The sequence below is a fragment of the Trabulsiella odontotermitis genome (assembly GCF_001297775.1).
Taxonomy (GTDB): domain Bacteria; phylum Pseudomonadota; class Gammaproteobacteria; order Enterobacterales; family Enterobacteriaceae; genus Trabulsiella; species Trabulsiella odontotermitis.
Genome location: NZ_LIFX01000006.1, coordinates 208,274 through 220,400, shown reverse-complemented (window position 1 = coordinate 220,400; position 12,127 = coordinate 208,274). Strand labels below are relative to the sequence as shown.

Annotated in this window: 6 protein-coding genes; 4 read left to right on the top strand and 2 right to left on the bottom strand. The window is 54.0% G+C overall.

The window, feature by feature from the left end; translation table 11 throughout:
- Positions 1-53: 53 nt before the first annotated feature.
- Together gyrA and rcsC are read left to right on the top strand one after the other, a co-directional pair.
- Positions 54-2,690, top strand: a complete 2,637-nt coding sequence (gene gyrA, locus AOY23_RS09950; RefSeq protein WP_054179255.1) for a DNA topoisomerase (ATP-hydrolyzing) subunit A — start codon at positions 54-56, stop codon at positions 2,688-2,690.
- A gap of 118 nt (positions 2,691-2,808) precedes the next feature.
- Positions 2,809-5,655 (top strand): two-component system sensor histidine kinase RcsC, encoded by a 2,847-nt coding sequence (gene rcsC / locus AOY23_RS09945; RefSeq protein ID WP_054179354.1) that lies wholly within the window; start codon positions 2,809-2,811, stop codon positions 5,653-5,655.
- A gap of 51 nt (positions 5,656-5,706) precedes the next feature.
- Here the strand turns inward: rcsC and rcsB are convergent, their stop codons facing one another.
- Both rcsB and rcsD read right to left on the bottom strand, forming a co-directional pair.
- The gene (rcsB, locus tag AOY23_RS09940) at positions 5,707-6,357 is read right to left on the bottom strand and encodes a response regulator transcription factor RcsB (RefSeq protein ID WP_038156553.1); all 651 of its coding nucleotides are present in this window, start codon (positions 6,355-6,357) and stop codon (positions 5,707-5,709) included.
- 16 nt (positions 6,358-6,373) lie between these two features.
- Positions 6,374-9,052 carry a phosphotransferase RcsD gene (gene rcsD, locus AOY23_RS09935; protein ID WP_081005602.1) on the bottom strand — a complete coding sequence of 893 codons (2,679 nt, stop codon included), beginning with the start codon at positions 9,050-9,052 and terminating at the stop codon, positions 6,374-6,376.
- Between the two features lie 794 nt (positions 9,053-9,846).
- Here rcsD and AOY23_RS09930 point away from each other — a divergent pair.
- Both AOY23_RS09930 and apbE read left to right on the top strand, forming a co-directional pair.
- On the top strand, positions 9,847-10,968 hold the full coding sequence (locus AOY23_RS09930; RefSeq protein WP_054179253.1) for a porin OmpC: 1,122 nt from the start codon (positions 9,847-9,849) through the stop codon (positions 10,966-10,968).
- Between the two features lie 103 nt (positions 10,969-11,071).
- A complete protein-coding gene (gene apbE, locus AOY23_RS09925) occupies positions 11,072-12,124 on the top strand; it encodes an FAD:protein FMN transferase ApbE (RefSeq protein WP_054179252.1) in 1,053 nt (350 codons plus the stop codon).
- Positions 12,125-12,127 lie beyond the last annotated feature (3 nt).

Sequence of the window (12,127 nt, the reverse complement as noted above, 5' to 3'; positions counted from 1 at the left end):
TGTTATAATTTGCGACCTTTGAATCCGGGATACAGTAGAGGGAAAGCGGTTAGATGAGCGACCTTGCGAGAGAAATTACACCGGTCAACATCGAGGAAGAGCTGAAGAGCTCCTACCTGGATTATGCGATGTCGGTGATTGTTGGCCGTGCGCTGCCGGACGTCCGAGATGGCCTTAAGCCAGTACACCGTCGCGTGCTTTACGCCATGAACGTATTAGGCAATGACTGGAACAAAGCCTACAAAAAATCGGCCCGTGTCGTGGGTGACGTCATCGGTAAATACCATCCCCACGGTGATTCCGCGGTGTATGACACCATTGTTCGTATGGCGCAGCCATTCTCGCTGCGTTACATGCTGGTGGATGGTCAGGGTAACTTCGGTTCCATCGACGGCGACTCTGCGGCGGCAATGCGTTACACGGAAATCCGTCTGGCGAAAATTGCCCACGAGCTGATGGCTGATCTGGATAAAGAGACAGTCGATTTCGTGGATAACTATGACGGCACGGAACAGATCCCGGACGTCATGCCCACCAAAATCCCTAACCTGCTGGTAAACGGTTCTTCCGGTATCGCAGTAGGGATGGCCACTAACATTCCGCCGCATAACCTGACGGAAGTGATCAACGGCTGCCTGGCATACATCGAAGATGAAAACATCAGCGTTGAAGGGCTGATGGAATACATTCCGGGGCCGGACTTCCCGACTGCCGCCATTATCAATGGTCGTCGTGGTATTGAAGAGGCCTATCGCACCGGTCGCGGTAAAATCTACATTCGCGCCCGCGCGGAAGTTGAAACCGACGCTAAATCCGGCCGCGAAACGATCATCGTTCACGAAATTCCGTATCAGGTGAACAAAGCGCGCCTGATCGAAAAAATCGCCGAACTGGTGAAAGACAAACGCGTGGAAGGCATCAGCGCGCTGCGTGACGAGTCTGATAAAGACGGGATGCGCATCGTCATTGAAGTCAAACGCGATGCGGTCGGCGAAGTGGTGCTGAACAACCTCTACTCCCAGACGCAGCTTCAGGTCTCCTTCGGTATCAACATGGTGGCATTGCACCATGGCCAGCCGAAGATCATGAACCTGAAAGAGATCCTCGAAGCGTTTGTCCGTCACCGTCGTGAAGTGGTGACCCGCCGTACCATTTTCGAACTGCGTAAAGCCCGCGATCGTGCGCACATCCTCGAAGCACTGGCTGTCGCACTGGCGAACATCGACCCGATCATCGAGCTTATCCGTCATGCGCCGACGCCTGCGGAAGCGAAAGCCGGGCTGGTTGCGCGTCCGTGGGATCTGGGCAACGTGGCGGCTATGCTGGAACGTGCTGGCGATGACGCGGCGCGTCCGGAGTGGCTGGAGCCTGAATTTGGCGTGCGCGATGGTCAGTACTACCTGACCGAACAGCAGGCCCAGGCGATTCTGGATCTGCGTCTGCAGAAACTGACCGGCCTTGAGCACGAAAAACTGCTCGACGAGTACAAAGAGCTGCTGGAGCAGATCGCTGAACTGCTGCATATCCTCGGCAGCGCTGATCGCTTAATGGAAGTGATCCGCGAAGAGCTGGAGCTGGTCCGCGATCAGTTCGGCGACGAGCGCCGCACCGAAATCACCGCCAACAGCGCCGATATCAACATCGAAGACCTGATCAACCAGGAAGACGTTGTTGTTACGCTGTCGCATCAGGGCTACGTGAAGTATCAACCGCTGACGGATTACGAAGCACAGCGCCGCGGTGGTAAAGGGAAATCTGCTGCCCGTATTAAAGAAGAAGACTTTATTGACCGCCTGCTGGTGGCCAACACCCACGATACGATCCTCTGCTTCTCCAGCCGTGGTCGTCTCTACTGGATGAAAGTCTATCAGCTGCCGGAAGCGAGCCGTGGCGCCCGTGGCCGCCCGATCGTCAACCTGCTGCCGCTTGAGCAGGATGAACGCATCACCGCTATCCTGCCGGTTCGTGAGTACGAAGAGGGCGTCAACGTCTTTATGGCGACCGCCAGCGGTACCGTGAAGAAAACCGCACTGACCGAGTTCAGCCGTCCGCGTTCAGCGGGCATCATCGCCGTTAACCTTAACGACGGTGATGAACTGATTGGTGTGGATCTGACCTCCGGTAGCGATGAAGTCATGCTGTTCTCTGCCGCCGGTAAAGTGGTGCGCTTTAAAGAGAACGCTGTGCGTGCGATGGGTCGTACCGCTACCGGCGTTCGCGGTATCAAACTGGCCGGGGAAGACAAAGTCGTTTCCCTGATCATTCCGCGTGGTGAAGGCGCTATCCTGACCGTGACGCAAAACGGTTACGGTAAACGTACTGCCGAAACGGAATATCCGACCAAGTCTCGCGGGACGCAGGGCGTAATCTCTATCAAAGTAACCGAACGCAACGGCTCTGTGGTGGGCGCGGTACAGGTAGACGACTGCGACCAGATCATGATGATCACCGATGCCGGTACGCTGGTGCGTACCCGTGTGTCTGAGATCAGCATCGTCGGTCGTAACACTCAGGGCGTGATCCTCATCCGTACTGCGGAAGATGAAAACGTGGTGGGTCTGCAGCGTGTGGCTGAACCGGTTGATGACGAAGAGCTGGACTCCATCGACGGAAGCGTGGCTGAAGGTGATGATGAAATCGCACCGGAAGCGGACACTGATGACGATGTCGCAGACGATGCTGATGAGTAATTGTCTGTAAAATGCCGTGAAAGGGCCGGTTGATACCGGCCCTTTTTGTTTCGACGTTGCGGGACATCGGTTTTGCCGCTACCTTAAGCTCATCTTTCTGTCTGCACACGGCCAAACGTTGAAATACCTTGTCTCTTTTCGCACCACATTAAAAGTTTCCCGCTACCTTTTCCGGGCGCTGGCTTTGCTGCTCTGGCTGCTCATTGCGTTTGTGTCGGTGTTCTATATCGTCAACGCGCTGCATACCAAAGAATCCGAAATCAGACAGGAATTTAACCTCAGTTCCGATCAGGCGCAGCGCTATATCCAGCGCACCGCAGACGTCATGAAAGAGCTGAAATACATTGCCGAGAATCGCCTGAGCGGCAACGATGCCGCGCTCCTGTCACGCACCAACGGCCAGGAGATCGACGTCCCTGAATTTGAGCCGCTGTTTTCGGATTCCGACTGCGCCGCGACGGGTAACACCTGGCGCGGTTCGCTGGAATCGCTGGCGTGGTTTATGCGCTACTGGCGCGACAACTTCTCCTCTGCTTACGATCTCAACCGTGTGTTCCTTGTGGGCAGCGATAATCTCTGTATGGCGAATTTTGGCCTGCGCGATGTCCCGATGGAGCGGGAGCGGGTGCTGAAAACGCTGCATGAGCGCATCGTGCAGTATCGCAACGCGCCACAGGATGAGCGCGGCAACAACCTGTTCTGGGTGAGTCAGGGGCCGCGTCCGGGCGTGGGGTATTTCTATGCGCTTACTCCGGTCTATCTGGCTAACCGCCTGCAGGCGCTGCTTGGTACCGAGCAAAGCATTCGCATGGAGAACTTCTTCACGCCGGGCAGCCTGCCGATGGGCGTCACGCTGCTTGATGAAAACGGCGAGTCGCTGATCTCACTCGTGGGCCCGGAAAACAAACTCAAAGTGGATCCACACTGGATGCAGGAGCGCTCATGGTTTGGCTATACCTCCGGTTTCCGTGAGCTGGTATTGAAAAAGAGCCTGCCGCCGTCATCGCTGAGCATTGTTTACTCCGTGCCGGTGGATCAGGTGCTGGAGCGCATCCGGATGCTGATCCTCAACGCCGTTCTGCTGAATGTGCTGGTGGGGATTGGGCTGTTCACGCTGGCGCGCATGTATGAACGCCGTATCTTTATTCCGGCGGAAAACGATGCCCAGCGGCTGGAAGAGCATGAGCAGTTCAACCGTAAAATCGTCGCCTCGGCGCCGGTGGGGATCTGTATCCTGCGCACCCAGGATGGCACCAATATTCTCAGTAACGAACTGGCGCATAACTACCTCAACATGCTCACCCATGAGGACCGGCAACGGCTGACGCAAATCATCTGCGGTCAGCAGGTGAACTTTGTCGATGTGCTCACCAGCAATAACACCAACCTGCAAATCAGCTTTGTGCACTCGCGCTATCGCAATGAGAACGTGGCAATTTGCGTGCTGGTGGATGTCAGTTCACGCGTCAAAATGGAAGAATCATTGCAGGAGATGGCGCAGGCGGCCGAGCAGGCCAGCCAGTCGAAATCAATGTTCCTGGCGACGGTCAGTCACGAGCTGCGTACGCCGCTGTACGGGATTATCGGCAACCTTGATCTGTTGCAGACCAAAGAGTTGCCGAAAGGGGTGGGGCGCCTGGTGACGGCGATGAACAACTCCTCCAGCCTGCTGCTGAAGATCATCAGCGATATCCTCGATTTCTCCAAAATTGAGTCTGAGCAGCTGAAAATCGAGCCACGGGAATTTTCGCCGCGGGAAGTGATGAACCATATCACCGCGAACTATCTGCCGCTGGTGGTGCGTAAACAGCTCGGGCTGTACTGTTTTATTGAACCGGACGTGCCGCAACAGATGTCCGGCGATCCGATGCGCCTGCAACAGGTGATTTCCAACCTGCTGAGCAACGCCATCAAATTTACCGATGTGGGCTGTATCATCCTGCATGTGCGCTGCGTGGGAGATTACCTGAGCATCAGCGTGCGGGATACCGGCGTGGGCATCCCGGCGAAAGAGGTGGTGCGGCTGTTCGACCCCTTCTTCCAGGTGGGGACGGGCGTGCAGCGTAACTTCCAGGGCACCGGGCTGGGGCTGGCGATCTGCGAGAAGCTGATCAGCATGATGGACGGCGACATCTCTGTGGACACCGAACCGGGCATGGGCAGTCAGTTTACGGTTCGCATTCCGCTGTATGGCGTGCAGAATCTGCCGGTGCTGGCACCTGACGGGCTGGAGCATAAACATTGCTGGCTGGCGGTGCGTAACGCGTCGCTGTACCAGTATCTGGCGTCGCTGCTGACGCATCGCGGGCTGACGGTGAGCCGTTATGAAGGCCAGCAACCGGATGCGGACGATACGCTGATCACCGATGACGAGCCTGAGCAGCCGTGGCCGGGCAGAGCGGCGGTGATTTTCTGCCGTCGCCATATTGGCATTCCGCTGGAGCGTTCGCCGGGCGTATGGCTGCAAAGTGTGGCGTCGCCGCACGAACTGATTGCGCTGCTCGGGCGCATCTACCGCATTGCGGTGGAAAGCACGGATACGTCGACAACGCTGCCTGCGACGGAAACCGCCACGGTCAACGATGACATGATGATCCTTGTGGTGGATGACCACCCGATTAACCGGCGTCTGCTGGCCGATCAACTCAACTCGCTCGGCTATCAGTGCAAAACTGCGAATGATGGCGTGGATGCGCTGGGTGTCTTAAGCAAAAACCATATCGATATTGTCCTGAGCGACGTCAACATGCCGAACATGGACGGGTATCGCCTCACGCAGCGCATTCGTCAACTGGGGCTGACACTGCCGGTCGTGGGCGTGACAGCGAACGCGCTGGCAGAAGAGAAACAGCGTTGTATTGAGTCGGGGATGGACAGTTGCCTGTCAAAACCGGTGGTGCTGGATGTGCTGAGACAAACGCTGGCGGTATATGCGGCGCGAGTCAGAAAGGCGAGGGAGTCTTAAGTCTTAGAGGCCCCCGGCAACTGCAATCTGCCGGGGGGACCTGAGCGGTGCTTACTCTTTATCCGCAGGCGTCAGCGTGACGGATGAGAGGTAGTTCAGCAGCGCAATATCATTTTCCACACCCAGCTTCATCATCGCCGATTTTTTCTGGCTACTGATGGTTTTGATGCTGCGGTTCAGCTTCTTGGCGATTTCAGTCACCAGGAAACCTTCAGCAAACAAACGCAGGACTTCGCTCTCTTTTGGAGACAGGCGCTTGTCGCCGTAACCACCGGCGCTGATTTTTTCCAGCAGGCGGGAAACGCTTTCCGGGGTGAATTTTTTCCCTTTTTGCAGTGCCGCCAGTGCTTTCGGCAGATCAGTCGGCGCGCCCTGTTTCAGGACGATACCTTCGATATCCAGATCCAGCACGGCGCTAAGGATAGCCGGGTTGTTGTTCATCGTCAGAACAATAATGGACAGGCCAGGAAAGTGGCGTTTGATGTATTTGATCAACGTAATGCCATCACCGTACTTGTCTCCGGGCATGGAGAGGTCAGTGATCAGAACGTGCGCGTCCAGTTTAGGCAGGTTGTTGATCAGTGCAGTGGAGTCTTCAAATTCGCCAACAACATTCACCCACTCGATCTGTTCAAGTGATTTGCGAATACCGAACAGTACAATCGGATGGTCATCGGCAATAATTACGTTCATATTGTTCATGTATTAGGCTACCTTGCTACAGCAAGCTCTTGACGTAAACGTCAATGTCGCTGATATATTTCTCTGTTCCTGGAGCATCCTTTTCACGGATAAGATGTTCCAGCGTTTCACATAACTGCTTGCCGGGTACCAGATTTAGCATGGCAAACACACCTTTAAGTCGGTGTGCGGTCTGCGCCAGCGCTGAAAAATCATGCGCTGACGCTTCAGTATACAACCTCTGCACATCATCCGGTACAGTATCAACAAACAGCGCGTAATAGCCGCTGGCGTGGAGTTCGGCGTTTTCACTTGCACCGCCGGGAGAGGCTTCCACGATCTCATCCTGAGCCAGTTGCTCTTCAATAAGTTGTAGTACAGCTTCCTGCATGGCATTACTCATATTAAAGTTTACACGCAACTGGCCTGGGCCGATTTTGCGAATGCCAGCCTCATCATCGCTTAAAAGCAAGCCTGAGGCAGTAAGATTAGACGGATTATCAGTTAAAAAGAGATCATAATCTTGACTTACGAGTCGCTCGTCGGGCGAAATGCAGGTCGCCCCCCAGTTTTCGAGCTGCCGTACTACAATCGTCCGGATCTCACTGGAAGTAATATCGGTCATCACTACTACGTCATCCAGCAGGCGCTCTTCTGATTCCACAACCTGAGCGCGTGGCGCCATTTTAACATGGACGGAATAACGGGTACCGAGACTTTCTCTGGATTTTATGTTCAGATGCCCGCCCAGCTTGCGCGCCAGTTGATCGCACAGCCAGAAGGTCAGGGCGTTTGCTTTCCCGTAACGGTCAGACTGCGTGTCGTTCAGGAACGGGAAGTGCAGATTATCAATTTCACTGTTGCTGACCCCATCGCCCGTATCGAGGATGCGGAAAGTCAGCCGATCTTCCGCTGATTCGTCGGCACTCACTTCCAGCGTGATCTTGCCGATCTGCGTCGTGGTCACCGCATACTGAATTAACAACAGCAGGATCCGCCGCAGCGCATCGCGGTCGCCATGACGCTGCTCGTTAGCGGGCAGGGCGTTGTTGATCAATAGCTGCAACCCTTTGCGTTTGATCACCGGTAAGACATCCGGCACCACTTCATCAATCAGATCCTGAATGGCGAACAGCGTCGCGTTGCCTTTCCAGCTGTCGTTTTCCAGCATGTTGGCGAGCTGGATTTCATCGACCAGGCGAACCAGTACGTCCGCACGGTTTGCCAGCTTCAGCGCCTCATCGCCGCCGATCGCCGCGGCGTCTGCCGCCAGCGATCGCACGGGTTGTTTCAGCGCCTCGCCAATGTTCTGCATAAAGGTGGCGCGACCCTGCTGGTTTTTCTCGTACAGACGCTGTGCCTGCTTGAGCTTTTTATTCACCAGCACTTCACGGTCCTGATCACGAATAATGAAAATCTGGGTGCGCGGCGCGACCTGGCTGCGGAACTGGCGGATCTCGTAGAGCTCGTTGTTAACCGTCGCCTGAATCACCCCCTGATGCTGATCCGCCATGCTGGTGATGTTTTGCAGATTCAGGTGCGGCAACAGGTGATCGGCGATTTTATTGCTGATGATGGTCCGGTTGGATTCCTGGTCGTGTACCAGCAGACCTAATGGTAGCAGGGAAACAATCTCTTCATTTATTGCCTTCAGCGCGCGCATTTCACTGCTCGCCGCCACGGGTGAGGTGGTTTCACTCTGGTTTCGGCCCGGCTGGTTGCGGAAAGTGGTGAAGCCGAACAGCGCCAGCGCCAGTAACCCAATATTGAGCAGCAGCGGTAAAAGGATGTTTTGCAGCGTATCCAGCAGCAACGTGCCGAACGGCACCCGCCAGACCAGACGCATGCCGGTGGTGTTCACCGCCGACGAAATCTCAATGCGCGAGCTGTTGAAATTGATGCTCACGCTGTCAACGGCTTCTTTATCCTGGCTACGTGCCGCGGTGTTTTGCGTCAGATCCTGCTCCAGACGGAAGCTGTCCAGCGACATGCCCGGCGGAATGAGATCGTTAATCGGCAGATCGAAAGCCACCACGGTGGCCAGATGCCCGGGCTGGTTAAAGGTGGTGCGCAACGTGAAGTAATGACCGTTCTGCCACGCCAGACGGCGCAGCGACGAGAAGGTTTCACGCTCATCCAGCGTGTTGGCCTGCTGCAGCATCTCGGCGCGACGGGAATCGACGATGTTACCGATGGTGGATTCCTTAAAGCCGGACGAGAGATCTTTCAGCGGCAGCGTGGAAATCAGGATCAGGCTGTTGTCCTGACCGTTCAGATAGTACATCGACCACGGCACGGTCTCCGCGCCCCACAGCGTATCCAGATAGCTCGACATCTTTTGCGTGATATCAAGCGTGGAACTGTCGTGGGAACCAAAAATCAGCGCTTCGGTTTTGCGGCGCGGTTTTTCCAGATAGTAAACGTCCTGCTTAAGGCGAGTTTCCTGTAGCCCGTCGCCAGACGAGGAGGGCGCGCTGGCCGCGATGTTGTCGTAGATCTGCCAGGTGGCGTAGCGCCAGGTGTCGATACGCTTATGCAGCGCGTGGGTGACGTCGACAATCTGATAGCTTCTGTCTTTCAGCCAGGCGTTGACCGCGCTCTGAATCATGACGCCCATCGTCACCAGCAGGACGATGATCATTAATAGAAAGAAACGCGTGATGCTGCCTGGTATCAAGGAGAATTTGTTTGGGATCATCGTGTCGGAGTGACTCATTATTGTGTGTAACCCATTATGGCAACAGCGCCATAAGCTGTCAGAGCCTGTGGCAAAAGCGTTCTCGCCGGGCAATGTCCTGCTGGCAGTATAAAGGCTGTTGCGCCAATTTCCAGACGCGTAAGCCGATCCTGCATCATTTTTCACCCTCTTTCAGGTGCGTTCCTGACAACGGCGTTTGAGAAGTAATATTTGTACATTTTTACAATTTTTGTACAAGAATTTGATAATGATCATTAAAAAATAGCACGAAATAACAAGCAATTAATTATCTTAGGCACCTAATGATAATTTTTATTTGCAGATCGAATTAGTTAATAGTCGTTACTATTTCTGATCGGTAGCACAAAATTATTAAAGTTGTGTAAAGAAGGGCAAAAAAAAACCGAATGCAGAGCATTCGGTGGAAATTGGGGTAAACAGACATTCAGAACTGAATGACGGTAATAAATAAAGTTAATGATGATAGCGAGGTTATTCTAGATCTCATCATGGAATTTGTTTTGGCATTCAGTGCTATAAGGTGTAAATCGTGTAACTTACTGTTTTGTATGTTATTTAGTATTTGTTTTGATTATTCGTGCTTATTTCTTTAGCTTTTCGTGTCATAAAAAGTTCCCCGAAATTTACATTTAGAAACATCTCGTGAGTGATCTGAAACACCTTAAAAGTTTTAGTATCATTTTCTTGTTGGATTATTCTGTATTTTGCAGCAAAATGAACTTGCCGACTGATTAGAGGGTTAATCAGTAAGCAGTGGCATATAAAAAGGCATATAACAGAGGGTTAATAACATGAAAGTTAAAGTACTGTCCCTCCTGGTACCGGCTCTGCTGGTAGCGGGCGCAGCAAATGCGGCTGAAATTTACAACAAAGACGGCAACAAATTAGATCTGTACGGTAAAGTTGATGGTCTGCACTATTTCTCTGATGACAAGAGTGCTGACGGCGACCAGACCTACATTCGTTTAGGTTTCAAAGGCGAAACCCAGATCAACGACCAACTGACCGGTTACGGCCAGTGGGAATACAACGTTCAGGCGAACAAACCAGAAACTGGCAACGATGATGCTCAGTCATGGACCCGTCTGGCATTCGCTGGTCTGCGTTTTGGCGAAGCCGGTTCTTTCGACTACGGTCGTAACTACGGCGTCGTTTACGACGTAACTTCATGGACCGACGTTCTGCCGGAATTCGGCGGTGACACCTACGGTTCTGATAACTTCATGCAGGCTCGTACTAACGGCGTTGCAACCTACCGTAACACCGACTTCTTCGGTCTGGTCGATGGCCTGAACTTTGCTCTGCAGTACCAGGGCAAAAACGGTAGTATTTCTGGTGAAGGCGCAACTGGTAATGGTCGTGGCTGGAGCAAACAGAACGGTGACGGCTTCGGCGGATCTCTGACCTATGATCTGGGCGAAGGCTTCAGCGTTGGTACTGCGATTGCCAGTTCCAAACGTACTACCGACCAGAACGCTCAGGCATTCGGTGAAGGCGATAAAGCCACCACTTACAGCGGTGGTCTGAAATACGACGCGAACAACATCTATCTGGCAACGCAGTACACCCAGACGTACAACGCGACTCGCTTCACTGGTAATGGCGAGGGCGACAGTGTCAGTGGCTTTGCCAACAAAGCACAGAACTTCGAAGTGGTTGCACAGTACCAGTTCGACTTCGGTCTGCGTCCGTCCGTGGCGTACCTGCAGTCTAAAGGTAAAGATCTCGAAGGCGGTTTCGGCGACCAGGATCTGCTGAAATATGTTGACGTAGGCGCGACTTACTACTTCAACAAAAACATGTCCACCTATGTTGATTACAAAATCAACCTGCTGGATGAAAACGACTTCACCCGTCGCGCTGGCATCAGCACTGATGACATCGTAGCACTGGGTCTGGTTTACCAGTTCTAATCCAACTGAATACCGTGATAAAGGGGCCACTGGCCCCTTTTTTTGTGTCTGACTTTTCCAAAACTGGTGTACCCTTGCGCCTTCAGCAAGAGGATAACAACGAATGGACTTAACCCTTTTTCGCGTCGCCGTGTTGGCGACGTTAGTATTAATAGCAGGCTGCGACACCGCGACGCCTCCCAAAGCAGCTCAGCCCGCCGCGACCGTGCTGGAAGGGAAAACCATGGGCACTTTCTGGCGGGTCAGCGCGATCGATCTCGATGAGACCCGCGCCGCTGCGTTGCGCCAGAAAGTGCAGACGCAACTGGATGCCGACGATCAGCTGCTTTCCACCTGGAAGAATGATTCCGCGCTGATGCGCTTTAATCAGTCGCAAAGCACAACGCCGTGGCCGGTCAATGAAGCGATGGCGGACATCGTCACCGAATCGCTGCGTATCGGCGCGAAAACCAGTGGCGCGATGGATATTACCGTCGGGCCGCTGGTGAATTTATGGGGCTTCGGCCCGGACAAACAGCCAGTCAAAACCCCGACGGAGGCGCAGATCGCGGCAGCGAAAGCGCGTACCGGTCTGAAACATCTTTCCGTCATTAATCTGTCCGGGCAGCAATTCCTGCAAAAAGATATTCCCGATCTGTTTGTCGATCTCTCCACCGTCGGTGAAGGCTACGCGGCCGATCATCTGGCGCGTCTGATGGAGCAGGAGGGGATCTCCCGCTATCTGGTGTCCGTGGGCGGCGCGCTGGTCAGCCGGGGGATGAACGCCGAAGGGAAACCGTGGCGCGTGGCGATCCAGAAACCGACTGATCGTGAAAACGCGGTACAGGCGATCGTGGATATCAACGGTCATGGCATCAGCACTTCCGGCAGCTATCGCAACTATTATGAGCTGGACGGCAAACGCATCTCCCACGTTATCGATCCGCAAACCGGTCGTCCGATCGATCATAAACTGGTCTCGGTCACGGTGATTGCACCGACGGCGCTGGAGGCTGACGGCTGGGATACCGGGCTGATGGTGCTCGGCCCGGAAAAGGCCAAAGAAGTGGTGCGTGAGCAGGGGCTGGCAGTGTATATGATCATCAAAGACGGTGACGGCTTCCGTACCTGGATGTCGCCGCAGTTCAGCGGATTTCTGGTGAACGGGAAAAATTAAAAA

What these genes read in the sequence shown, in the direction of transcription:
- gyrA (WP_054179255.1), top strand. Translation starts at nt 54, where the DNA reads ATGAGCGACCTTGCGAGAGAAATTACACCGGTCAACATCGAGGAAGAG.
- rcsB (WP_038156553.1), bottom strand. Translation starts at nt 6,357, where the DNA reads ATGAACAATATGAACGTAATTATTGCCGATGACCATCCGATTGTACTG.
- rcsD (WP_081005602.1), bottom strand. Translation starts at nt 9,052, where the DNA reads ATGAGTCACTCCGACACGATGATCCCAAACAAATTCTCCTTGATACCA.
- AOY23_RS09930 (WP_054179253.1), top strand. Translation starts at nt 9,847, where the DNA reads ATGAAAGTTAAAGTACTGTCCCTCCTGGTACCGGCTCTGCTGGTAGCG.
- apbE (WP_054179252.1), top strand. Translation starts at nt 11,072, where the DNA reads ATGGACTTAACCCTTTTTCGCGTCGCCGTGTTGGCGACGTTAGTATTA.